Origin of the sequence: [Clostridium] saccharolyticum WM1, from assembly GCF_000144625.1 — a bacterium.
Lineage (GTDB): Bacteria > Bacillota > Clostridia > Lachnospirales > Lachnospiraceae > Lacrimispora > Lacrimispora saccharolytica.
Genome location: NC_014376.1, coordinates 65,706 through 89,435, shown reverse-complemented (window position 1 = coordinate 89,435; position 23,730 = coordinate 65,706). Strand labels below are relative to the sequence as shown.

General features: G+C 44.5%; 19 protein-coding genes. 4 read left to right on the top strand and 15 right to left on the bottom strand.

Annotation, left to right across the window (positions count from 1 at the left end; all coding sequences use genetic code 11):
- Window positions 1–62: 62 nt before the first annotated feature.
- The 3 genes from CLOSA_RS00435 to CLOSA_RS00425 all read left to right on the top strand — a co-directional run bounded on the left by CLOSA_RS00435 (window position 63) and on the right by CLOSA_RS00425 (window position 2,768).
- Window positions 63–752 (top strand): Crp/Fnr family transcriptional regulator, encoded by a 690-nt coding sequence (locus CLOSA_RS00435; RefSeq protein ID WP_013270819.1) that lies wholly within the window; start codon window positions 63–65, stop codon window positions 750–752.
- A gap of 118 nt (window positions 753–870) precedes the next feature.
- Window positions 871–1,575, top strand: coding sequence for a DUF542 domain-containing protein (locus CLOSA_RS00430; protein ID WP_013270818.1), 705 nt, complete (start codon window positions 871–873; stop codon window positions 1,573–1,575).
- The gene (locus tag CLOSA_RS00425) at window positions 1,572–2,768 is read left to right on the top strand and encodes an oxygen-binding di-iron domain-containing protein (protein ID WP_013270817.1); all 1,197 of its coding nucleotides are present in this window, start codon (window positions 1,572–1,574) and stop codon (window positions 2,766–2,768) included. Before CLOSA_RS00430 ends, CLOSA_RS00425 begins: the two co-directional genes overlap by 4 nt.
- 46 nt (window positions 2,769–2,814) lie before the next feature.
- Here the strand turns inward: CLOSA_RS00425 and CLOSA_RS00420 are convergent, their stop codons facing one another.
- From CLOSA_RS00420 to CLOSA_RS00390, 6 genes are all read right to left on the bottom strand, one after another.
- Complete coding sequence (locus CLOSA_RS00420) at window positions 2,815–3,759, bottom strand: ROK family glucokinase (RefSeq protein ID WP_013270816.1); 945 nt, start codon at window positions 3,757–3,759, stop codon at window positions 2,815–2,817.
- A 371-nt stretch (window positions 3,760–4,130) separates the two neighbouring features.
- Window positions 4,131–6,110, bottom strand: coding sequence for a transketolase (gene tkt, locus CLOSA_RS00410; RefSeq protein ID WP_013270815.1), 1,980 nt, complete (start codon window positions 6,108–6,110; stop codon window positions 4,131–4,133).
- Window positions 6,107–7,381, bottom strand: coding sequence for a DUF5711 family protein (locus CLOSA_RS00405; protein ID WP_013270814.1), 1,275 nt, complete (start codon window positions 7,379–7,381; stop codon window positions 6,107–6,109). The genes tkt and CLOSA_RS00405 overlap by 4 nt, the downstream gene beginning before the upstream one ends.
- Before the next feature lie 73 nt (window positions 7,382–7,454).
- Window positions 7,455–8,705, bottom strand: a complete 1,251-nt coding sequence (locus tag CLOSA_RS00400; protein ID WP_013270813.1) for a LysM peptidoglycan-binding domain-containing protein — start codon at window positions 8,703–8,705, stop codon at window positions 7,455–7,457.
- Window positions 8,706–8,767: 62 nt separating this feature from the next.
- Window positions 8,768–9,367 (bottom strand): spore protease YyaC, encoded by a 600-nt coding sequence (yyaC, locus tag CLOSA_RS00395; protein ID WP_013270812.1) that lies wholly within the window; start codon window positions 9,365–9,367, stop codon window positions 8,768–8,770.
- 278 nt (window positions 9,368–9,645) lie between these two features.
- Window positions 9,646–10,737: a hypothetical protein gene (locus CLOSA_RS00390; protein WP_013270811.1), complete on the bottom strand. Its 1,092-nt coding sequence runs from the start codon at window positions 10,735–10,737 to the stop codon at window positions 9,646–9,648.
- Between the two features lie 169 nt (window positions 10,738–10,906).
- Between CLOSA_RS00390 and CLOSA_RS00385 the strand changes: the two genes are divergently transcribed.
- Window positions 10,907–11,173 (top strand): hypothetical protein, encoded by a 267-nt coding sequence (locus CLOSA_RS00385; protein WP_013270810.1) that lies wholly within the window; start codon window positions 10,907–10,909, stop codon window positions 11,171–11,173.
- A 90-nt stretch (window positions 11,174–11,263) separates the two neighbouring features.
- Here CLOSA_RS00385 and CLOSA_RS00380 read toward each other — a convergent pair whose 3' ends face one another.
- From CLOSA_RS00380 to CLOSA_RS00340, 9 genes are all read right to left on the bottom strand, one after another.
- Entirely contained in the window at window positions 11,264–12,271 is a 1,008-nt protein-coding gene (locus CLOSA_RS00380) for a LacI family DNA-binding transcriptional regulator (protein WP_013270809.1), read from the bottom strand.
- Between the two features lie 120 nt (window positions 12,272–12,391).
- Entirely contained in the window at window positions 12,392–13,033 is a 642-nt protein-coding gene (gene pgmB / locus CLOSA_RS00375) for a beta-phosphoglucomutase (protein WP_013270808.1), read from the bottom strand.
- Between the two features lie 12 nt (window positions 13,034–13,045).
- A complete protein-coding gene (locus CLOSA_RS00370) occupies window positions 13,046–13,906 on the bottom strand; it encodes a DMT family transporter (RefSeq protein ID WP_013270807.1) in 861 nt (286 codons plus the stop codon).
- A 13-nt stretch (window positions 13,907–13,919) separates the two neighbouring features.
- A complete protein-coding gene (locus CLOSA_RS00365) occupies window positions 13,920–16,241 on the bottom strand; it encodes a glycoside hydrolase family 65 protein (protein ID WP_013270806.1) in 2,322 nt (773 codons plus the stop codon).
- A 25-nt stretch (window positions 16,242–16,266) separates the two neighbouring features.
- Complete coding sequence (locus CLOSA_RS00360) at window positions 16,267–19,257, bottom strand: glycoside hydrolase family 2 TIM barrel-domain containing protein (RefSeq protein WP_013270805.1); 2,991 nt, start codon at window positions 19,255–19,257, stop codon at window positions 16,267–16,269.
- Window positions 19,258–19,354: 97 nt separating this feature from the next.
- Window positions 19,355–20,176 (bottom strand): carbohydrate ABC transporter permease, encoded by an 822-nt coding sequence (locus CLOSA_RS00355; RefSeq protein WP_013270804.1) that lies wholly within the window; start codon window positions 20,174–20,176, stop codon window positions 19,355–19,357.
- Window positions 20,177–20,178: 2 nt separating this feature from the next.
- The gene (locus CLOSA_RS00350) at window positions 20,179–21,096 is read right to left on the bottom strand and encodes a carbohydrate ABC transporter permease (protein ID WP_013270803.1); all 918 of its coding nucleotides are present in this window, start codon (window positions 21,094–21,096) and stop codon (window positions 20,179–20,181) included.
- Window positions 21,097–21,199: 103 nt separating this feature from the next.
- Window positions 21,200–22,438 carry an ABC transporter substrate-binding protein gene (locus CLOSA_RS00345; RefSeq protein ID WP_013270802.1) on the bottom strand — a complete coding sequence of 413 codons (1,239 nt, stop codon included), beginning with the start codon at window positions 22,436–22,438 and terminating at the stop codon, window positions 21,200–21,202.
- Between the two features lie 480 nt (window positions 22,439–22,918).
- A complete protein-coding gene (locus CLOSA_RS00340; RefSeq protein ID WP_013270801.1) occupies window positions 22,919–23,689 on the bottom strand; it encodes a DUF6612 family protein in 771 nt (256 codons plus the stop codon).
- Window positions 23,690–23,730: the final 41 nt, after the last annotated feature.

Sequence of the window (23,730 nt, the reverse complement as noted above, 5' to 3'; positions counted from 1 at the left end):
TCGTCCTATTTGATATAATACAGATATCCAACAAATATTCCATCACCCGAAAGGAGAATGGTATGGAACTGAAGTGTAATTTTTGCAGCAAATTGTGCACATCAAAAATCCCCCTTTTCGAGCCCCTCTCCTTAGAGGAACAGAAAGAGCTGATATCAAAGGCCCGGCATTTGGATTACAAACGGGGGGAAACAATTTTTTATGACAATGACCCGGCAGATAAAATACTGGTCATCCGTTACGGAAAGGTCAAGGTCAACCGCTATTCCCTGGAAGGAAAGGAATCTGTGCTTGATATCCTGACAGAAGGCGACATTTACGGCGAACAGAACATATTCGGCGGAACAGACTTTGATGCAAATGCCGTTGCCCTGGGAAAATGCGGGGTATGCCTTATCTCCTTAACAGACATACAGGAGCTGATATTGAAAAAGCCTGAAATAGGGGTCAAGCTGTTAAATGCAGTAGGGCAGAAGCTGTCCGCAGCAAATGAGCTGGTGCAGCTATTATCTGTGAACGATGCGAAGGCAAGAGTCGCCGGTTTTCTATTATTCAGAAGCAGCCGGATTAAGGGTGAAACCATAGAATTGACCAGAGATGACATATCCGCTTATATTAATGTCAGAAGAGAGACCATCAGCAGAAAGCTGGGGGAACTGCGCAGGGATGGAGCCATTGAGCTGGAAGGAAACCGCAGGATCCGCGTCAAAAATAGAGATATGCTAAGGGATTCGTTTGAAAACGAAGCATAAAAAATTTTAAATAATGATTCAAATCACATTTTTCCATCTCTTTCCCGGTTATACTAGCCTTACAAACAGAACAACAATTTCTGAAAAATCATGATCTTGGGAAAAGAGGAGGGAAATTATGATTACAGGTAAAATGAAAGTAACTGATGTAGTTAAAGCTTATCCGGAAGCCGTTGAGCTTTTCAATGATTTTCATATTGATTACTGCTGCGGCGGAAAGGATGAACTGGAGAAAGCCCTGCAGCAACTGGGAATCGAATCAAAAAGCTTTATTGAGGTCCTGAATAAAAAGATTGTGAATCAACCTCATAAATCAAATAAAGGACACGTGCTGGCGGTGGAACGGCTGGCGGAAATGGATATCCCGGTTCTGATCGATTATATTATTGATACCCATCATTCAAAGGAGAGAGTCCTGCTGGCAGAAATCGACGAATTGATCAATAAGGTACTTCTGGTACATTATGAACACCATCAATCACAGCTGGTTCCCTTGCACCGTCTTTTCTCAGATTTGAGAAAAGAGCTTCAGGAACATTTTGCAAAGGAAGAAAAGCTTATCTTCCCCTTTATGAAAAATAGCTTTACAGAGAGTAAGAGTACCGGATTCGTAAAAGAACTGGAGGATGAACACGAAGGTGCCGGAAACCTGATGAAAGAGATCACGGCCTGTACCAATGATTTCACTCCGCCGGAAGACGGCTGTGCTTCTTACCGAATGGTTTTTCAGAAGCTGGAGGAACTTGTTAAGGATGTATATATCCATATATTTACAGAAAACTCTCTGCTGTTTCCAAAGTATGAAGGAGGTATCGGACAATGAAAAAACTTGTAAAAAATAATGTATACTGGGTGGGCTTTATGGACTGGGAGCTGGAATCCTTCCATGGAGCGGATTATTCCATTAACCATGGCTCAAGCCAAAATGCCTATTTAATTAAGGAAGAGAAAACAGTTCTCATTGATACGGTCTGGAGGCCCCATTCCACGGAATTTATGGACAATTTGGAAAGAGAAATCGACCTAAAAGAAATTGATTTTATTGTTGCCAACCACGGAGAGGTGGATCACAGCGGTTCTCTTCCCGCATTGATGGAAAAAATACCCGGCACCCCAATTTACTGCACTGCAAACGGGGTGAAATCCCTTACCGGGCAGTATCACCACCCGGAGTGGAATTATCAGGTAGTGAAAACAGGAGACTCCATTGATATCGGCAATGGAAAGAAGCTGGTATTCGTGGAAATGAAAATGCTCCACTGGCCCGACAGCATGGCCACTTATCTGACCGGTGATAATATCCTATTTTCCAACGATGCCTTTGGACAGCATTATGCCGTAGAGGAATTATTTAATGACAAGGCTGACCAGTGCAGACTTTGGGAAGAGGCCATCAAATATTATGCCAATATCCTGACTCCATTTTCCCCTCTTGTGAAAAAGAAAATAGAGGAAATCCAGGGACTGAACCTGCCCATCGATATCATTGCTACCAGCCACGGCTCTATCTGGAGGGAAAATCCGCTGCAGATCGTTGAAAAGTATTATGAATGGTCCCAGAACTATCAGGAGGACCAGATCACCATTGTTTATGATACCATGTGGGATGGAACGAAACAGCTGGCCCATAAGATCAGTGCTGAAATTGCCCGGATATCGCCGGACACCCGTGTAAAGATCTACAATATTTCCAAAACAAATAAGAACGATATTATGACGGAGGTTTTTAAATCAAAAGCAATCGCCCTCGGCTCACCCACTGTGGGGGGCAGCATCCTTTCCTCTGTAGGGGGATGGCTTGATTTCCTGAAAGAATTGAAATACAAAGGGAAAAAGGCGGCTGTGTTTGGTTGCTACGGCTGGAGCGGGGAAGGAAATAAAGTCCTTCGGGAAAGGCTGACAGAAGCCGGGTTCTCCGTGGTGGAGGCGGAAGCCAAATGCCTTTGGAATCCGGAAGAAGAGGATTTTAACAAGGCGGCTGATATTGCCGGAGCCCTTTGTCAGAAAGAAAGTTAAAGAGCAGTTAAAAAGGCGGATTCCAAAGAATCCGCCTTTCTTTCATTTAATCCAGGATGAGCCTGGCCGCACCATATATTCCTGCATCATTTCCCAGCTTCGCCAAAACGATTCCGCTCTTATTTTGGGAAATAGGAGTGTACTTATCAAAATGCTTATAGAGTACATCTATCAGGAAGGCTCCGGCTTTTGAAACGCCTCCGCCAATGACAAAGACCTCCGGGTCTGTGACCATGGAAATCTGAGCCAGGGCAAGGCCAAGATAATGGCCTACCACATCCATGACCTCACAGGCTAGTGAATCACCCTCCTTGGCAGCATCAAGCACATCTTTTGCCGTTACCTTGTCGCCGAATGTTCTGAGAACCGAGGGCGTATCAACGGCAGCCATTTTTCTTCTGGCTTCCCGTGCAATGCCTGTGGCGCTGGAAATCTGTTCCACACAGCCAACGCCGCCGCAGTTGCAGCTTTCCGTTTCATCATCACGGATATGAATGTGTCCGATCTCTCCGGCCAGGCCATGCTTTCCGGCTACAATCTTCTGGTCAATGATGACGCCTCCGCCCACTCCTGTGCCAAGAGTGACCATCACGATGTCATCATAACCTTTGCCGCCTCCTTGCCACATTTCACCAAGTGCTGCTACATTGGCATCATTGCCGCTTTTTACAGGAATGCCGTCTAGCATTTCACTCAGTTCTTTTTCCGGATACATATCACGCCAGCCTAAATTTACGCATACCTCCACATATCCGCTGGGCATGACAGGCCCCGGAACTCCCATACCTACTCCCTTTACCTCTTCTAAGGGAATGCCAAGCTCTTCCAGGGTTTTCCGTATGGAAGCGGCAGTATCATTCAGGATGTATTTTCCTCCCTCTTCCTTTCTCGTGGGAACCTCCCACTTATGGAGGAGCTCCCCCGTCACTTCAAATACTCCGATCTTTACAGATGTACCGCCGACATCAACGCCAACACATTTCATTCCCATTTTGTATACACTCCTTTTTAACTGTCGTACCATAAATCCGCAGGGGAGCTGGTAAAAACAGTAGTTTTTCCAGTCCGCTCCTTTTATATTGCTGTATCATGACTCCGCAGTGGAGCTGGTAAAACAGCGGTTTTTCCAGTTCGCTCCTTTTATATTGCTGTATCATGACTCCGCAGGGGAGCTGGTTAAACAGCGGTTTTTCCAGTTCGCTCCTTTTATATTGCTGTATCATGACTCCGCAGGGGAGCCCTCAAATCCTTCGGCTTTGCGGGCTCACGGGCATTCGCCCTATGAAATAGGCCATGAGAAGATTTTCTTATGTGCAAGCACAACGAAAATCTTCTCCTGCCCTATTTCTCACTGCTCATTGCTTAGATGGATAATGCAGCTTCTGCTATGCGCTCTGCGGCAAATCCGAAATGTTCAAATAATAGATTTGCAGGGCCGCTGGCTCCGAAGCCGGTCATGGTTACATAGGTTCCGTCAAGGCCTACATATTTGCCCCAGCCGAAATCACTTAATGCCTCTACTGCCACGCGCCTGCGGACTGCCTTTGGAAGAACGGATTCCTTATACTCCTCTGTCTGCTCCTCAAACAGATCCATACAAGGCATGGAAACCACACGTACCTTATTACCGGTTAAAAGGGTTTTCGCTTTGACTGCCAATTCCACCTCAGAACCGCTTGCCATCAAAATAATCTCAGGTGTACCTTCGCAATCGTCGATCACATAGCCTCCCTTTAAGGCTTCCTTGCTGCTTCCTGGCATAGGAGTTAAGTTCTGCCTTGTAAGCACAAGGGCGGTAGGTGTTTTTTTAGAGGTCAGCGCTGAATACCAGGCTGCTTCTGTCTCTGTCTCATCGCAGGGACGGAATACATGGAAATTAGGCATTGCCCTTAACATAGCAAGCTGCTCAATCGGTTCATGGGTTGGTCCGTCTTCTCCTACCCCGATGCTGTCATGAGTGAATATATAGGTCAGGGGAACGCCCATTAAAGCGGATAAGCGTGCCATTGGCTTTGTATAATCACTGAACACAAAAAAGGTTGCCACATAGGTACGAAGGCCGCCATGAAGCATCATTCCGTTTCCAATGGCCGTCATACCCAGCTCTCTGACTCCAAAGTGCAGATTGCGGCCGCTGCTGTCTTCTCTAGAAAAATCACCCATGTCAGTCATGTTGGTCTTATTGGAAGGAGCAAGGTCCGCAGAACCTCCGATTAAATTAGGCATATATGTTTTTAAACGGTTTAATACCTGACCGGACAAGTTTCTGGTGGCATCCGCCTTTTCAGACCGCTTCCAGAAGTCTTCGCATTTTTCAATGGCCTTTTCTCCCGCATCCGGATCATGGTAGGCATTCCAAAGCTCTTCCATATCAGGATACTCCTGGCAGTATGCGGCAAACATCACGTTCCACGCCGCTTCTGTCTCCGCCTTTTCCTCTGCAATCTTTCTGTAATTGCGGTACACTTCTTCCGGAACGAAGAACGGCTCCATGGAAGGCCAGCCTAAGTTTTCCTTTAAGGCCGTCACATTATCGGCTCCCAATGGCTCCCCATGGGCACTGGCTTTTCCCTGCTTTGCCGGGCAGCCATAGCCGATCTGGGTCTTTATGGTAATAAAGGAGGGATGCTCCGTATCAGATTTTGCTTCTTCAATAGCCCGTCCAATGGCTTCTAAGTCGTTTCCATCTTCCACCGTAATAGTCTGGAAATGGAATGCTTCCATGCGCTTTTGAACATCCTCGGTAAATGCAATATCCGTGCTCCCTTCTATGGAAATTTTGTTGGAGTCATATAAAACAATCAGTTTCCCAAGGCCAAGAGTTCCTGCCAGGGAAAAGACCTCAGAGGAAATCCCCTCCATCATGCAGCCATCCCCGCCAAGCACATAGGTGTAGTGGTCAACAACCGGATAATTCTCCTTATTGAAAACGGATGATAGATGCTTCTCGGCAATGGCCATTCCCACCGCCATACCCATACCGGCCCCTAAAGGTCCTGTGGTTGCTTCCACACCGATGGTATGGCCATACTCCGGATGACCTGGAGTTTTGGAACCATGCTGGCGGAAATTCATCAAATCCTCTTTTGATAAATTCCCATAGCCGAACAAATGAAGCAGGGAATACAAAAGCATGGAGCCATGGCCTCCGGATAAGATAAAGCGGTCTCTGTTGGCCCAGTCTGGATCAGCCGGGTTGTGGTTCATGTGGTTTGCCCATAATTCATAAGCTGCCGACGCGCAGCCTAATGGAAGTCCCGGATGGCCGGAATTGGCTTTTTGGATGGCATCCGCTGATAGGACACGGATTGCATTGACTGACATGGTATGGATGTTGCTCATTGGTATTGTCCTCCTATTTGTAATCTTATTTCTTTCATGTTTTGGGGGCCGGTTACGATCAGAGTATTGGGAAACCTGCCGTTTCGGATCTTAGATATCGGAAAATCAAATGTACCGGCAAATTTAAGCCTTCCGGACATCTTATAGACTCTGCAAGAATCTTCATTATACAAAATTACATGGTCCCCGTCAATATCAGCATGGGTGTACTGATATTGGAAACCTTTGGAAAAGACAAGGGCTCCATTAGGTTTGTATACATCCAGCCGGTAGGGATTCTCCCCTTCCTGATTATCCACAATAAGACCCACATATTTCTCGGAATAAAACACACTCTTTATCTCCTCTTCCACCGCTACCTGCCGGATCAGTTCCGGGGAAAGCTCATTTTTGGTGGAGTAAAAGGATACGCTGTTATCAGCAAAGGCACAGGAGTATGTATTGTCCAGAAAATGGACCTGGGCAACCAGTGAGGCATCATAGGGCTCGTCAAAGCCGCCCACCAGCCTGTCCGGAATGCTCTTTCCGATTTCCGCAAAATTGTGGAACGCCACCCTGCCGTTTAAGGTTCCGTTTTTCAAATATGCGTAAGCACCGATCAGCTGGTTGCCGTCGGGAGACAGGCTGATATCCACCGGATAACCGGAATCACCGCCTAAAAGCGCCTTGATCTTCACATCCAGGACGCTGCCATCTCTTTTAAAGAAATAAATATAATTGGATGTGGAGTCCTCCAGGATAGCCGCCACCACTCCGTAGGAGGACACCGTCGCCTTTACAATAGGTAGCACGGTGGTCGCTATGCCCGTATTTCCCGTTTTATCAAAGATATAGATGGAATTCCCCTGCTGGTCTGCAATAGCCGCATAATTCCCGCTTACCCAAGCCTTGGGAGATTTCATCTCATAGCTTTGAATCCACACTTCTTTGCCCTGGGAATCCAGATAGGAGGCACCATCCTTGCTGTATTTCAGCACATTGGAGCCAAAGCTTAGATATCCCACATAACTTCCTTCATTCATCTGCTTATCCCAGACCACGCCGTATTGGGTATATTGATAAAGTGTAAAATATTCATACACCCCTATGGCTCCTGCAAAAAGCACCAGAAACAATACCAGGGCTATCTTGATTTTTCTTTTTCTGACCCTGGTGAGAGCTTTTTTAATGATCTCCTGGCTGTCTTCCACCGCCTCAGGAGAAGAGGAAACAATTTGCCGCCGAAGCTGGTTTTTCTTAATCTCTCTATTCATAGAGTCCCTGTCACTCATGCTCTTTTCTCCCAAAAATGCCCATATATATTGGTAGTATACATCATTTCAGGAAGAAACGCATTATATTTTTCTAAGGAAGAAGTAATTTCTGTCCCGCAACGATCTTATTTTCATCGTCCAGCCCGTTCAGCTCGCAAATTTCTTTCATCTTATTCATCGTTTGATATTCAGCGATACAGATCCCGTAAAGAGTTTCCCCCTCCTGAACCACGTGAACCCGCGGATCCCCGCTTACGGCTGCTTCTGTTTCCTGGCTGGCCGGCTGGGTTGCCGCCTCTGTGGCAGGCTGGGTTGCCGTCTCTTTGGCAGGCTGGGTTGCCGTCTCTTTGGCAGACTGGGTTGCCGGAGGTAAAGTCTCTGCCGCCTTGCTTTCTGCCATGGTATCCCCCTGGGCCCCCCTTGGCATGGTTTCCGACATGGTTTCCTTATTTACTGCCGTCGTAGGATAAACACCGCCCTCCGCCTCCTCCACAACCACCTTGGATTCGCCCTTGCTCTCCTTTTCTAATCCCTTTTTCCCGATGAGGATCTGTTCCGCCTTGGCCGGAATGGCTGATGCGATCACGCTTTCCATATCCCGCATCCGCTCATAGTTATTAAACATAACAATTCCGCCAGCTAATATGACGACTGACATGGCCATACACATGCCCCGGAGAAGTCCCACCGTCTGATGCCGGTCCGTCACTTCTACCTTATGCTCGTCCATCCGCTTGCGGAATTCCTCAATAACCTTATCATTTGTATCTGTTTCGATACGTTTTACATCCTTTCGCAGGACCATATAATCCTGCATCATCTGGTTTCGTTCATAATAAATGCTGTATCCCTGCAGCTTGTAAAATCCATCCTCAGATGTTATGTAAATGTTTTCCTCTCCGTCTGTACCGTTGCTTAAATACATCAGCTTGTTTGGCTCCCCAAAATACTGGATATGCTGTTTCCAATAATTAATAGGGCTTAAATCATCCCCGGGCCTGCCGCATATAAACCAGCCCTGAATGGTCCTCTTGGGAAAAAGCTGCTCCATGTTCCGGTAGGCTCTTTTCCAGGCCAGCTCGGAAAACATCACCCGCCTGCCTGCATCCGTCACATCCTCCATTTCCAAAGCTCCGTCAATGAAGATATATGGCGTTCCGTCGTTGAATTCCATACCGCCTAACAAAAGACCAACCCGCAGTTCTTGTCCACCCGCAGGATACAGACGTTTCAAATAAGTATTTACATAATCTTCCACATAAAGTTTTACAATCTGGTCCCTTTCCCCGATCTGCCTGATATTCTTCGGCAGCTTCGGGAACGGATTATATAATTCACCCATTGGCTCACCCCGCTATTCTTTTTAATCCAATGAATCATAGCATACAATGGGTGAAAATCGTGTCAAAGCAGGGCAGTGTTTTCCCATAACTTTTCGACAAGATAAATACTGTAACTGATGCAGTCAGCCATTCGCATGACAATGGAAAGCCGAATGCTCTGCAGCATCAGAGGATCGTAATTCCCGCAGCTTCCTACGATGCCGGTAATAAAAATATCCCCCACCGCACGAAGCTCCTTGCTGACTCCAAGACCCGGCTTTAAAGCTCCTTTTCCCAGGGTCACATAGCCAATGTGTTCCATGCTTCCCACGGAAGCATCCACTGCCACCACCACATGATTCGGATAACGAAGCTTTAATATCGCCTGGTATGTCTCCAGATTCATGGCGTGGACCGGCCGTTCCAGAGTTCCCAGGATCTCGATATTTTCCAGTTCCCTTTCCTTCAGCTTGTAGCCGATCAGAGGCCCAAGACTGTCCCCGGTGGAACGATCTGTTCCAATGCATAAAAACAGCACCCCCGCCGCCTTTCCGTTTTCCATTTCTGTTCGTATCATGTCGTAAAGCCTTGAAGCAAACTCCTCTGCTTCAAAGGTCTGCTTTGTGTCATAATAAAAAACGTCCCGGTTTCCGCGGATCGCAATTCTTTCCCATAATTTCATAATATCCTGCCTTGCTGTCCTTATTATGCAGGCAATGAACCAAGCGCAGGTTATTTTGTTCTGCATTTGGCGAATGCTGCAGGAGTCAAATAACCCTCAGCCGGCTATGGATTATTTGACTTTCCATGTTCTATTATAAGCCGCCATTTATGGAATTATTCACCACACACCCGGGGAAAGTTTTGAAAAAAACAGGTGCAGGGAAAAAGCACATCAATGCCTTTTCCTGCACCTTGATTCTCATGAAGCCAGCAAGCCTGGGAAAAGCGTGCTTGCCCTTATTCCTTAAGACTTTTATAAAGGGTTTTTGCTTCACTGATGGTGGAAGCCTTGCCCATCCGGATCATATCAGCCAGTTCATCAAGCCTTTCCGGAACCATAAATTCTTTTCCAATATAGGATGCATAGTTGTCATTGATAAACAATGTCTGCTCTTTTACCCTGATTTCCGCCTCCTTGGCATTGGCTGCTGCCCCTTCATAGTCTTCCTCAAGCTTTGCGATTTTCTCCCTGCTGTTGCTTGCGATCTCATCCGACAGAATGGTCCTGGTCACCTTATCAAAGGTGTTTAAGGCTTCCCGCTTCTTATCAGCAATGTCTGCTAAATCCTGGTCGATCTGGGCGATTTCGTCATCGTATTTTTCAAGATTGTAAACGGCTTCATCACGGTCCCGTTTTATGGTCCGGACAATCACCCGGATCTTTCGGTTGTTCGCCTTTATAAGATCCCTGATGGATCTTCCTTTCTTCAGGGCACTCTGATGCCTCACCTTGGTAAGATTATTAATAAGGATATAAATACCCCCGAAAAACAGGATGACAGCAAAATATATCCCCATCAGGTAAAAAGGAGATTTATTCGGAAGGAACAGATAAACGCCGCAGGGGATTGCAAGAAAGAACAGGAGTATATTCAGAAGCAGCACCATGGACTCAGTAAAACCCCTGGGAAAATACAGGGCATAAAACCAGCCGCTTTTGCAAAAACCAGGAACCCGGTCCTGCTGAAAAACAGCCTTCATCTGAAGCTTCAATTCCCGGTTGTTACCCTTAAGTTCCGCTGTCTCCTCCTCGATCCGTTCCCTGATGCCCTGGGTTTTCGCCTTCTCCCGCTTACTTCTCACCCGTTTTAAGCGCTCCTGTTCCCTGGCAATCTCCCTGTCATAGGTGTCGTTTATTTCCTCCATTCGTTTCTTCACCGTAAGGCTGATGGCATCTGTCACAGCCTTTCTCTCTGCTTCCAGTTCCTTTTCCAGACGTCTCTCCTCCAAACGGAACTTTTCCAATAAATTCCTGCTTACAGATAACTCCTGGACAGCCCTGCAGGCCTCTCCAAGAAAACCAACCTGATCCGATATGGGTTGCGCCATCTTAAGTCTTCCTCCTTCGGTTTTTCCTACAAAGATTCTATCATATTTTTCATTGTTTTACAATGTCCGGCATTTTCCTTCTTGCCTTTCTCTGTGCAATAATGCTATAATCGTTGCATTATAAAAGCAACTGACGGCAGACGCTTATTTCAGAAAGGAATTACCGTTTATGTTTCGCATGTGGGCAAAATTAATAAAAGATACGAGAATCGTGAAAGATACCGTCATCTCCATCTCAGATTACAGCCTTTCCAGGACTTCCATGGTCTTTCAGGCGCTTGATGATATCTGCCTCCAGTTTGATCTTGGGAAACCCATATGGCTGGATGCCACCATCCATGGGTTTCAAAAGCATTCCAAGGTCCGGTTTACCCAGGATAATTTTATTGAGCAGATTGAATTTGATTTTCTGGAAATCCAGGTTATTGAAGAATAGTGGCATATCCCACTATAAGGAAATTTATCTCATCCCAAAAAATGCTGTCCCTTTCGCTCTCTGCGAAGAAACAGCATCCTTAATTGGCCGCTAAGCCTGATTTTCACCCTTCCATTTACTGACACTTCCCCGGACCATCAATTTTGTAGGCAAGGAAATATGCATACTGATTTCACGGCCGGAATAAATCCTTTCCGCCAGTACACTTACCGCCTGAGAGCCCATAAAATCCATATAAATATGAACGGTGGTAAGCGGGGGAATCAAATATTTCGCTATGGAGATATCATTAAATCCGATCACGCTGATATCCTCCGGAATTTTCAGCCCTGCTTCCTGTATGGCCTTATAACAGCCGACGGCCAAAGAATCATTGGCAGTAAAGATAGCGCTTGGCTTATCTTCCATGGCTAAGAGTTCCTTTCCAAGCCGATATCCATGCTTAGGGGTATAGCCGCCTATTTTAATATATTCCTCTTTTAAAATCCCTCTATCTTCCATGAATGAGCGAAAAATAGGAATCCTTAAATCCACAACTTCTTTTCCATCCACATCTACATCACGGCCGCCAATGAATGCTATTTTTCTGTGACCTTCCTGCATAAAATAGCTGAGTACCTTCTTTACAGAGTGTGTTAAATCTGTCACCACAGAATCAAATAAATCCAGGTCGCCTAATGCATCCACAAAAACAGCCGGCTTATGAAAGGCTTTTACCTTATTTACCATGGATTCACTGAAGGTTCCCAGGCAGATCAGCCCATCTAAATTGGAAGTGCTTTCTACAGAATCCCCTATATTCACCGGGAACCTTTTAAACCCTTCTTCTTCTATTTTCCTCTCTATGGCAATGCGTACTGACAGATAAAAGGTATCTTCTAACTCCTCTTCCAGGGAATAGGAAGATATCATACCAAGCTTTAATTTCTTTTTATATTTTTTCTTGTCCCGCATCTGATATTCCAATCGTTCTGCGGCCTCAAACACCCTTTGTTTCGTCTCGTCCTGTACATTTAACGTGTCATCAAAATTAAGGACACGAGATACGGTCGCAGCAGAAACACCTGCCATTTCAGCTATTTCTTTAATTGTTGCCACTATTTTATCCTTCCTCGCTTCTTATATTGTCCTTATTTTATCATATCTGATTTTGTGCCGCAACCACCATCATAAGACTGCCGCCATCACAAGCTGGCTGATCCCCGGTCATATGATCCATTATCCTTCTACGATTTCCAGAAGATCTGAAAAACGGTCCAATTGATAGGTTGCAATGTTACATGTTTTCCCATCCCCAATAGCTCCGCAGTCCATATTTCCGGCCTTTGCAGCTTCCAGTCCTGCTTTGGCATCTTCCACCACAAGGCAGTCTATGGGGGCCTCAGAAAGAAACTGCGCTGCTTTTAAAAACACTTCCGGATCAGGTTTGGAATATGTAATATTATTTCCGTCTGAAATGGCGTCAAAATACCCGGAAAGGCCAAGGCGCTCCAGAATAAAGCCTGCATTTTTGCTGGACGAGCCAATGGCAAGCTTTAATCCTTTCAGGCGGAGGGCAGCCAGGGTTTCCTTTACTTCCTGAGAAAGATCTTTCGGGCTCATATGTTTCAGTAATTCCTTATAGACCTCATTTTTCTTTTCTGCATAAAACGTCTTTTCTTCCTGGCTCATGCTCCCATAATAATTTTCTAAAATAATCTCAAAGCTTTCCATGCGGCTTACCCCCCGCAGACGGTTATTGATTTCTTCATCAAAATAAATCCCAAGATCATCTGCAACCTGCTTCCATGCCTGATAATGGTATCTGTCTGTATGGCAGATCACCCCATCCAGGTCAAAAATTACTGCCTTATATTTCATAAGATATTCCTCCTATTCTACCTGTCCGGACTCTGAAAGGTTTGATATTACAACTGCTGCCAGGATGATCATGCTGCCTGCCAGCATGCGGGGAGTGACTACTTCCTTAAGAATCAGAATGGAAAACAAGGTTCCAAAAACGGATTCCAGAGACAAAATAATGGCCGCTTTTGTTTCATCCACATATTTCTGGCTGGCTGTCTGAAGCAGGTAACATACTGTGGTGCTGATCACTCCTAAATAAAGCACACTTAATATTCCTTTTCCAGTCACGTGGAACTGTGTCTCTCCAAAGGCGATCAGGCTGATGAAGGATAAAAGGAATGCGGTTATCATCTGAATAAAGTTCAATACAGTAGCGCGGTATTTCTTTACAAATTCACTTGTAAGAAAGATTTGAAATGCAAACCCAACAGCGCAAATAAGGGTCAGCCCGTCCCCAAGGCCTAAAGAAAAATTACGATCCAAGGACAGCAGAGCCACGCCTGCTACGGACATCACTGCCCCGGCTATCCCTCTTGCTCCTATTTTCTTTCTTAAGATCAGATATGAAATAAACGGAACAATCACTACATTTAATGCTGTTAAAAAAGCATTTTTAGAGGGTGTTGTATATTGAAGCCCCACAATCTGAAATGCAAATCCGGCAAAGAGGGCAAGCCCCATAAGCCCCCCTGCCATTACTTCTGATTTTGTGATTCCCCCCAGGGACCGGATGCTGATCAGCCCCATGAATACCGTGCCTAACAGGAACCGGACCGCCATAATCTGGAATGGCCTCATGCTCTCCAGTGCCATGTCGCTGGCTACAAAACCGCCGCCCCATATAATGGTTACTAAGATAAGCCCCCCGATTGCAAGCCTTTTTTTCATGAATATGTCCTCTCTATTCCCTTACTGCCTTTACGATCTGTCCATTCACATTTACTTCCAGAGCTTCTCCTTCCAATACCTTCACTGAGACGCTGTTATCTCTGCTGATGGTGATCCTTAACCGGGAATTCCGATGGCGGAGGCAAAAATCCAGTCCTTCCCACTCTTTTGGCATGTGAGGACGTACCGTCAGCATACCGTCTTCCCCAATGGAAACCCCGGCAAAGCCAAATACCACGGTCTGCCATACGCCTCCTGTATTGGCGGCATGAATCCCTTCCCTTGTATTTTTCTGTAAATTCAGCAAATCAAGGAAGGCTGCTCTCTTTAAATAACGGTATGCCTTGGAGTCATCTCCTACCTTTAATCCCATAACAGAGTAAATGCTTGGGCTTAAAGAAGAGCCATGAAGGGTACGTTTCTCATAATACTCGTAATTTTTCCGGATCTCATCTTCCGTAAATTCCTGTCCCATCAGATGGAGCAGCATGACAACATCCGCCTGCTTAATAATCTGTGTCTGGCTCGCTCTCTTGGTTTTCAAGGCTTCCGGGCGAACCGGCCAGTCATGTTCGTCGTATTTCTCAATCACCACATCTTCCAGCTTAAAGTAACCTTCAAACTGCTCCAAAAGGTCTGTGCCTTCTTTTCTTGGAAGATATATTTTTTCCTGGACGATCTCCCAATCTTTGATTTCCCTGGCAGTCAGCCCTGTTTTTTCCATCAGCGTATCATACTCTTTGGAATGTCCTTTCTTAAGAGTATCAATTAAAGAAATTACATACCGCAGATTCCACTTGGCCAGATAATTGGTATAAAGATTGTTATTTACCGGCTCATGCCATTCATCAGGTCCGGTTACCTGATTGATCTCATAGCGGTCCTTTTCTGCCACATATTCACACCGGCTAGCCCAAAACCTTGCTGTCTCTGTTAAGATCTCCGCTCCCTGATTCAGTAAAAAATCCAAGTCCCTGGTGATTTTCACATAATTATAAATGCCATAAGCAACTGCTGCTGTCACATGATGCTCATACACGGCCACATAGCAGCGGTAGCATGAACCATCCGGCTCAATGGTCCAGTCCGGGCACTGCTCTGTGCCGTCATCCGCAGATTCCCAGGGATATTGGGCGCCTTTAAAGCCGTTTTTCCTGGCATTTGCCTTTGCCGCTTCCAGCAGATGATACCGGTAGGATTCCAGGTTTTTGGCTGTTTCAGGGAAAATATATGCAAAAAAGGGAAGCATGAAAATTTCCGTATCCCAAAAGGCATGCCCTCCGTATTCTTCACCGGAAAGGAGCTTTGCCCCCACATTGACCCGGGAATCGTTCTCATTGCCCGTGCTCATTAAATGGAAAACATTAAATCGGATTGCACGGTCCAGTTCAAAATCTCCTGCAATACGGATATCCGCAGCTTTCCACATCTCTTCATAAACCGTCTTATGGGCTTCCAGCTCTTCTAAAAACCCCTTTACCATAAAACCATCTATTTCTTCTTTTACCTTTGTATGAAGGGTGTATCTTGCAGCCTCACGTTCCGTATACATGGACACGTATTTTATGATTTCTACGGTTTCCCCTTCTGCGGCATCAAAATCACCAAACTCCACTCCCTGTTCCCCAAAGGCATGGAACATCCTGTTTTTTAAAATACTCTTGCCGTTTTTATAAGCTTCGATCCGGCAGCCAACTCCTGTATGAAGATGGTTATCCCTGGTGGCAACCTCCATATAAATACCATCTTTATCAAGGGGTTCATTTGCTGTCATATATGTGTGCTTCACTTTAAAACGGGGGGCATCATAGAAGTTAATGATCGTGCCGTCGATGATATTTTCCACTTCTATGATCCCGCTGTAATTTAACGGTGTGACATACAGTTTGATTCCCATGCGGTGTACATTGGCACGGCTTACAAACCGGATCCCTTCCACCAGGGTTTCTCTTCCCTTTTTGTCCCGCAGTATCAAGCTTTTTGCAAGAAGGGCCTGTTTCATATCAAGAGCTCTTGAAAACTTAAGAATCTGGCAGTTCTCTATTCCTATCAGCTCTTTTTCAATAAAAAGCTTTATCCCAAGCCAGTTAGGAAGGGCAGCAAGCTCCCGCATAAAGGTCTCTGATTTATCAAATACCCCGTTAATGTATAAATAGGGAAGGGTTATTTTCCCTCCTTCTTCATGACTTCCCCGGATCCCCAGATAACCATTGGATAAACTGAATAAGCTTTCAAACTTCAGATTTTCTTCCGGATCATATTCCGGCTGCAAAATCATCCATTCATCGGAGCTTAACATCTCTTTTAATTTTCCTGAAAATCTGTCTTTTATCATACTTTGACTGCTCCTTTATCTCTTCCTAGTCCAAATAATGCTTCTTTGCTTCCTTTCTTACTTCCCCATCATCAACAACCTGCATCACAAATGCCATAGAAAAGTCCTGAAGCTTTACTTTATATTCTTCTAACTGTTCCTCTCCGCAGCTATTGCTTCCAAGTCCGGATTGCAAATAATCCAAATGGATCTCCACATGGTCTGCCCTTTGTATCTGGAATGGGTGTTTTGCCTCTTCCAGGCTTTCATCTGTATAATTCCCAAGATTCAGTCCCATAGGTGCTTCCATCTTACATAACAGGCTCTTGTTCCCGTCTCCTATCCCAAACCACTTTACTTCTTCCCTGTGGCCGTTTTCCTGGGGAAATACATAATTGGTTCCCATCTCATCCACAGAGCTGGAATAAATCCCCATAAGGCTGGCAGCTTTGCTGTCAGAATAGTTTTCACCGGGGCCAAGTCCGTACCACACTGCATTTTGCAGGGACTTATTCCCCTTCATAACCACACCGATTCTGGGAAGAAAAGAAGGTTCCAGTTTTCCTCTCTGAACCGCCTTGCCCTTCAAATCCACTTTGACCTGACCGCAGGAATAGATGGTATATTCATAGTCACATTCAAAGCCCCAGGACTGGTTTAAGCATCCAAAATACTTTCCTATAGAAACAACTACTTGATCCGCCTCTGTTTGATAAGTAAAATATTCTGTCTGTTCACTGGATTTCTGAATGAAATATTTATTCAGCCAATCCTCTTTTTTATACATGTCATTATCAATGGTGGCACGGTATACGTTCATTACCGGACCTTCATTTATATATACCTGATCTCCTGCTCCAACAGAAAGCAGTTTCCCAAATATTTTATGGAAGGTTACCGTAACCGCCCCATTTTCTACCTTAAGGAGATCCGTGGTTTCAGATACTTGTAATGGTTCTCCTTTTGGACGTTCCTCCAATACATCACAGCTTATATTCAATGGAAACTGTACTTTTGAAATTTCATGGCCGGCTTTTGCAAAATTCGTATCTTCTTTCTGGCATACCGTTATATTCAGATAGTAATCGGTATTTGCCTCAGGCAGGAACGGAAGGAAGGGTATGGTTACCTTTTCTTCTTCATGAGGGAGGGCGGTCATATGGGTAATGGTTCCTTCCTGAATATTATGTTCTTCCGTCCGGATCTCCCACTTTAATGTAACGTGACCCAGTGTCAGGAAGTCATAATGGTTCCTTACAAGAACCTCCCGTCCTGTACCTGCCCTTATCACTTCCACCGGGGCAATGACCTGTTTGTATTCCAGCATAGCGGGGGAAGGGGTTCTATCCGGCATCAGCAGCCCGTCGATACAGAAATTCCCGTTGGTAGGAAAATCCCCGTAATTGCCTCCATAACGGTAATAGGTTTCTTTGCCTTCTTCCGTATAAATTCCATGATCATACCATTCCCACAGAAACCCGCCTTGAAGCCGTTTATATTTGCGGTACAGCTCCTGATATGCCTTTAATCCGCCCGGTCCATTCCCCATGGCGTGGCCATATTCACACATAACATGAGGTTTATTCCCTTTTATATCTGATTCTCCAATCTCCTTTAACCGATTCAGCCTTGTGTACATAGTGGAATACACATCAGCCACTTCTGCTTCATAATCTCCTTCATAGTGAAGCAGCCTTCCAGGGTCCAGCTCTTTCACCGCCTCAGCGGCACTTTTAAAATTGCAGCCGAAGCTGGATTCATTTCCCATGGACCACATGATAATGCATGGATGATTCCGGTCCCGCTTTACCATGCGCACACTTCTGTCCACATAGGCTTCCTTCCAGGACGGGTCATCTGTAATCCAGTCATACCGCTCTACCCATTCAAATCCATGGCATTCCAGATCTGCCTCATCAATCACATAAAGCCCATATTCATCGCATAAATCATATAAATATCCATTGGCAGGGTAATGAGAACAGCGCAGTGCATTGATATTATTCTGTTTCATAAGCAGGATATCAGCTTCCATCTGTTCCCGAGTGACGCAGCGTCCTTCTTTTGGGTGAAAGTCATGATGGTTCACACCATTTAACAGAATCACCTGGTTGTTTACTCTGAAGTTATTATCCTTTATTTCCACCTTACGGAATCCCACACGAACCACAATTTCATGATTGCCTGCAGATACTGTTAATTCGTATAAACCAGGGGTTTCTGCCGTCCAAAGCTCTGCACCGGGAATCGTCTCTCTTACTTGTGCCTTCCCTTCTTCTGCCTGAAAGATGCCACGAGTAACCACCTGGCCATCTCTCTCTAATTTCCATATACCTTCACACGTTTTCTGTTTTGTGGTAATATTGGCTTTTAAGATCCCATTTTTATAAGTACTGTCCAGATCTCCCTCCACCGTACAATCAATGATACTGTCTTTTGGCTCATTGATTAATTCCACATCACGGTAAATCCCGGAAAGCCACCACATATCCTGGTCTTCCAAATAAGTACCATCGGACCATTTATAGACCCGAACTGTAATGTCATTGTCCCCTTCCTGTACATAGCCGGTAATATCGAATTCACTTGGAAGACGGCTGACCTTGCTGTATCCTGCATGGGTCCCGTTGACCCATACATCAAAGGCACTGTCCACACCGTGAAATTTTAAAATCGTATCCTTCTGAATCCACTCCCTGTTTAAATGGACTGTTTTTTTATAAATTCCTGTAGGATTTTCCGAAGGTACAAAAGGCGGATTGATCGGAAACAAATATAACACATCCGTATAGTGCATCCGGTCATATCCTCTTAACTGCCACACAGAAGGCACATCAATCAAATCCCAATCTGTTCCTGTTTCTCTGTTCATAAATCCTTCCGGGGACAGTTCCGGCGCTTCCAGATAGAGGAATCTCCACTCTCCATTTAAATTAATTCTGGAAGCAGAATCTTTATAAAACTCTGTACGGGCTTCCCTTCTTCCAATATGCCCCAGGGTCTGGTCTTCCCATCTCTTTTTTGTTCGCCTTGTCATCTTTGTTTCTCCTCTATGTGTTTATGTCAAACAAATATATAGCCGGGAAGAAAACAGTGCGTAGATGCACATGAAATACTCAACCCGGCTGCTCTTTCTATTTAATAGAACCACTTGTCCCTTCTACAATATACTTTTGCGCAATAATGAATATAATAATTGGCGGGATAATCATAATGATCGTAATACAAAGCATAGGGATAATCCGTGTGCTGTGAACTCCCTTAAAGGTTGCAAGTCCTAACGCAAGTGTATATTTACTTCTGTCATGAAGGAAAATCAATGGTCCCAGATAATCATTCCACACCGTAATCATATTTAAGACGCCTACCAGAATCAGGGAGGGCTTTAAGATCGGCATGAAAATTTTCCAATAAATCTGAAATGCATTGGCACCGTCAATTCGCGCCGCCTCTTCAAAATCCTTGGGAACCCCCATTAAGAATTGCCTCATTAAAAAAATATAGTAGGCAGAGCCAAACCATGCGGGTACGATCAGTGGCTTTAACGTGTTAATCCAGCCAAATAAATTAAATTCCATATATTGAGGAATCATGGTAACATCCCATGGAATCATCATCGTTGAAAGCAAAATCATAAATAACAGATTTTTTCCCTTAAATTCAAACCTTGCAAAACCGTATGCCACCAGAGAACAGGAAAGGATCTGTCCTGCAGTTGTCATAACCGTAATAATAATAGAATTTTTTAAATACGTACCAAAGGGCTGTGATTGCCATGCATTTTTAAAATTATCAAACAGCCATTTGGAAGGAAATAACCGGGGCGGATAAGCAATGGCTTCTGCTTCCGTCTTAAAGGCAGTAAAGAACATATAAATAAAAGGGGCAAGAAAGTAAACTGCAACAGCAGTCAGAAGGGCATAGATCATAACTTTTGATTTTTTGGACATCTTCATTATTATTTCCCTCCTTTTTTCTTCTTACCATTTTTTGCTTCCGTTTCATAAAATACCCATGTAGAAGAAGACTTGAAGATCAATGCCGTCAGAATTAAGATAATAATAAACATCACCCATGCATTGGCACTTGCATATCCCAGCTTATGATGCTTAAACGCATTGTTATAAGTATAAAGCCCATAGAAATAGGTGGATTTTAGCGGACCTCCTCCGGTCAGCAGCATGACCAGCGTCACCTGCTGGAACGAACTGATGACAGAAGTGATTAAATTAAACAAAATAGTAGGTGTAATAATCGGCAGTGTAATGCTGAAGAACTGTTTTACAGGACTGGCTCCATCCAAAGAGGAAGCTTCATACAAATCAATTGGTATATTTTTAATATCCGTGTAAAATATCAGCATCATGGTTCCTACGCCAAAAGCACTAGCCAAGACAACTGCAAACAGTGCCCATGCAGGATCCACCAGCCACCTGGGGCCTTTAATCCCCAGTAAGGACAATAAATAGTTTAGTACTCCATAGTCCCCATTTAAAATCCAGCCCCAGATTATGGATACTGCCACACCGGATATAACTGCGGGTATATAGAAGATGGTACGGTATATTTTTACGCCATTCACCGGCTGCGTGATCAGCATTGCAAGGAACAGGGCAATTGCCATATTTAAAGGTACAAAAATTGCTGCATATTTTAAGCTGATTGTCAGGGACTTCCAGAACTGGTTATCCCGGGTAAACATTTCAGCATAGTTGCCAACCCCTTTAAATACCGGATCAGAAGTCAATGGCCAGTCAAAAAAGCTCATGCCCAGGGACAGAATAAGCGGTCCGATTGTAAATACTAAAAAACCAATGATCCACGGAGTAATGAAGAAGTACGGAGTTGCATTCCTTATAAACTTTTTTTGCTTCATAGCGTTTCTCCCATTAAGCTGATTCTTTTTTGTAGCCTTTAAAGGAATCTGGCTGTCCGGGATCTATGAACCAGACGGCCAGATTCTTCTTTGCTATTATGTTTTACTGCTGTGCTGCACTGTTCAATACATCCGGTACGCTTTGAAGTGAACTTGGATTAAATACTTCTTCAAAGGACAGGGACAGGTTTTCTGATAATTCTGACCACTCTTTTATAATAAAGCTGGCAGAAGTATATCCGGTGCTTTGTTCCAGCATTAAGTAGAACGGCGCATATTCCGGTTGATCCATAATCTTTTCCGATTCTACAACGCTGCTCAGTACCGGTAATTCCAGACCAATACGTGCTTTGTTGGATTCTTCATTGGTCCAGAATTTTACAAATTCCCATGCTGCTTCTTTATTCTTACTGTCCTTTGAAATAGAGATACCGGAAGAGCTTAAAATGCTGACGGAATCTTTCCCCGCATTGGCAAAAGCAGGAATGGCTACCACCCCATAGTTTAATCCGTCTTCTTTCAGAGAATTAATTGACCATGCACCATAAACATACATTGCCACTGCTTTGGATCGGAATTCATCGGTTCCGCTTTTTTCCGTAGCGACTGCATACCCTTCCTTCTCCATATCCTGGAACATCTGAAATACTTCCTCTGATGCTTTGGAATTAATATTACCTTCCAGTTTTCCCTCTTTGTCACAATAGGCTGCTCCGTTGCTCCATAAATACATTTCAAAATCATATGGATCCGGCTTCATCGGGAATGCAAAGCCTTTTGCAGAAGTCTTTTCTGATATGGTTTTTGCCGCCTGCCTCAAATCATCCCAGGTCCAGTCATTGGTAGGCTCAGGGATTCCTGCTTCCTGGAATAAATCCTTATTATAGAACAGCGTATGCGTTGTAAATCCGATTGGAATACCATATACCTGTCCTTCCATGGAGTTGTAATTCCATAAGGTATCATAAAAATTTGCCTTATATGCTTCCCCTTCTTTTTCAATGAAGCCATCCAGTGGTTCCAACCCCTGATAATACGCCGGATAATTCCACATATACATGACATCGGGAGTATCTCCGGAACCCATGCCTGCACTGATTTTTGTATCAAAATCTTTTCCGTAGGCTTCCAATGAAACTTCAATGTCTTCATGTGCCGCATTAAATTTATCCACCAGTTCCTGCTGGCGGTCTACATCTTCTGCCACATCCCAGGACGCAAACCGGATTTTAGTTTTTCCGTCTTTTGCTGTGTCCTGGCTGGCTTTTCCGCCGCCACATCCACTTAATACAGCCACTGCTGTCAAAGATAGCATACACAATGCTGCCAACTTTCTTTTCATAAATTACCCTCCTGTTTACTTGATAAAATCATTATATAATTTACTAAGTAATTTTTCAATAGTTTTAGTTAATCTCTTGTATTTTCCTCTGTTTTTAACATTTTTATTCCATTGTTTTTGTGCATAATTACCCAATAGCTTCACTTGCGCATTTCTTTTTCGTTTTTTGCAAATATATAACAAGTAAAATATTTACCTTTTCTAATAAGGATAAGCTTATACTGCTTGGAACAGAATTGATGTTTTTATTTTTGTGATGTGTTTCAGACTTATCATTTGCAGATTTCAGAAGATAAATTCAGACAGGAAGGAAAGAGGCGGCCGGGTATTCCGGTTAATGCCCACAAGGAAAGCATGAAGCAGTCCATCGGACAAAAAACAGGAATCCCTCAATATAAGATGCCGCTGCCCTCCTAAAAGAGCAGCGGCATTCTGAAAGCCGGCTGGGAATCGCCTGGTATGTTTTCTGTTTGAAGCCTTTTACTGGTTCTTCAGGGCGCTGGCATCGATTTCCGTATATCCCTCCAGATCCGGGGCCGTGACTTCAACCGTCTGGCCGGGATTGTTATAGGTGGAATCTGTATCCATAACCATTGTCACCGTCTGATCCTGGTTATTCATATCAAGAGACATTTTTATCTTAGAGTTGGTAAAATACCCTTCCTTATTGACCGTGGCTTCTCCGCTGGCCTCCTTAATGGTATAGGTTACCCCTTCCATGTTGGTTCCAAGCTGGCCCATTAGTTCCTGTACATAGGCATCCATCTTTTCAGCGTCGACCGTAAAGGTTAGGACCTGGTTATCTCCATCCTTTTTTGCCGTGATGTCTTTCAAATAAGAAGAATCTACGCTTGCCCCTTCTGTGCTCTGCTTGATTTGTTTCATCATCGCATCCAGATCCATGGCATACTTGATCTTCTGTCCCATGGAATCCATATAATAATACCCGTTCTCATAATACATGAGTATATCCAGGTTCTGGCCCATCAATGAAGTGGTTCCAGTTGCCAGATACCTCATGTTCTCGGTGTTAATATCTGCCATCTTCATATCCAGGTCCATCTTAATATCCGTGGTGTCTTCCCCCTGAGTCATCTGCATGCTGACTGCAGAGACCACATCCATGGAAGCCAGCTCCGAGGTTTTTTTCGTAGCCTCATCGTAAATCACCTTAGGATCCTTTTCCCCCTTGCAGGCAGCCAATGACAGGGCTGTAGCCAGAGCAAGGAAAAGCATTAAACATTTTTTCATATCTTCCTCCTTTAATCATGTTGTTTTCAGTCATACCCTTT

What these genes read in the sequence shown, in the direction of transcription:
- CLOSA_RS00420 (WP_013270816.1), bottom strand. Translation starts at nt 3,759, where the DNA reads ATGGGAATGAAATGTGTTGGCGTTGATGTCGGCGGTACATCTGTAAAG.
- CLOSA_RS00430 (WP_013270818.1), top strand. Translation starts at nt 871, where the DNA reads ATGATTACAGGTAAAATGAAAGTAACTGATGTAGTTAAAGCTTATCCG.
- CLOSA_RS00360 (WP_013270805.1), bottom strand. Translation starts at nt 19,257, where the DNA reads ATGACAAGGCGAACAAAAAAGAGATGGGAAGACCAGACCCTGGGGCAT.
- CLOSA_RS00425 (WP_013270817.1), top strand. Translation starts at nt 1,572, where the DNA reads ATGAAAAAACTTGTAAAAAATAATGTATACTGGGTGGGCTTTATGGAC.
- CLOSA_RS00370 (WP_013270807.1), bottom strand. Translation starts at nt 13,906, where the DNA reads ATGAAAAAAAGGCTTGCAATCGGGGGGCTTATCTTAGTAACCATTATA.
- CLOSA_RS00405 (WP_013270814.1), bottom strand. Translation starts at nt 7,381, where the DNA reads ATGAGTGACAGGGACTCTATGAATAGAGAGATTAAGAAAAACCAGCTT.
- tkt (WP_013270815.1), bottom strand. Translation starts at nt 6,110, where the DNA reads ATGAGCAACATCCATACCATGTCAGTCAATGCAATCCGTGTCCTATCA.
- CLOSA_RS00350 (WP_013270803.1), bottom strand. Translation starts at nt 21,096, where the DNA reads ATGAAGCAAAAAAAGTTTATAAGGAATGCAACTCCGTACTTCTTCATT.
- yyaC (WP_013270812.1), bottom strand. Translation starts at nt 9,367, where the DNA reads ATGAAATTATGGGAAAGAATTGCGATCCGCGGAAACCGGGACGTTTTT.
- pgmB (WP_013270808.1), bottom strand. Translation starts at nt 13,033, where the DNA reads ATGAAATATAAGGCAGTAATTTTTGACCTGGATGGGGTGATCTGCCAT.
- CLOSA_RS00365 (WP_013270806.1), bottom strand. Translation starts at nt 16,241, where the DNA reads ATGATAAAAGACAGATTTTCAGGAAAATTAAAAGAGATGTTAAGCTCC.
- CLOSA_RS00400 (WP_013270813.1), bottom strand. Translation starts at nt 8,705, where the DNA reads ATGGGTGAATTATATAATCCGTTCCCGAAGCTGCCGAAGAATATCAGG.
- CLOSA_RS00385 (WP_013270810.1), top strand. Translation starts at nt 10,907, where the DNA reads ATGTTTCGCATGTGGGCAAAATTAATAAAAGATACGAGAATCGTGAAA.
- CLOSA_RS00435 (WP_013270819.1), top strand. Translation starts at nt 63, where the DNA reads ATGGAACTGAAGTGTAATTTTTGCAGCAAATTGTGCACATCAAAAATC.
- CLOSA_RS00345 (WP_013270802.1), bottom strand. Translation starts at nt 22,438, where the DNA reads ATGAAAAGAAAGTTGGCAGCATTGTGTATGCTATCTTTGACAGCAGTG.
- CLOSA_RS00340 (WP_013270801.1), bottom strand. Translation starts at nt 23,689, where the DNA reads ATGAAAAAATGTTTAATGCTTTTCCTTGCTCTGGCTACAGCCCTGTCA.
- CLOSA_RS00390 (WP_013270811.1), bottom strand. Translation starts at nt 10,737, where the DNA reads ATGGCGCAACCCATATCGGATCAGGTTGGTTTTCTTGGAGAGGCCTGC.
- CLOSA_RS00355 (WP_013270804.1), bottom strand. Translation starts at nt 20,176, where the DNA reads ATGAAGATGTCCAAAAAATCAAAAGTTATGATCTATGCCCTTCTGACT.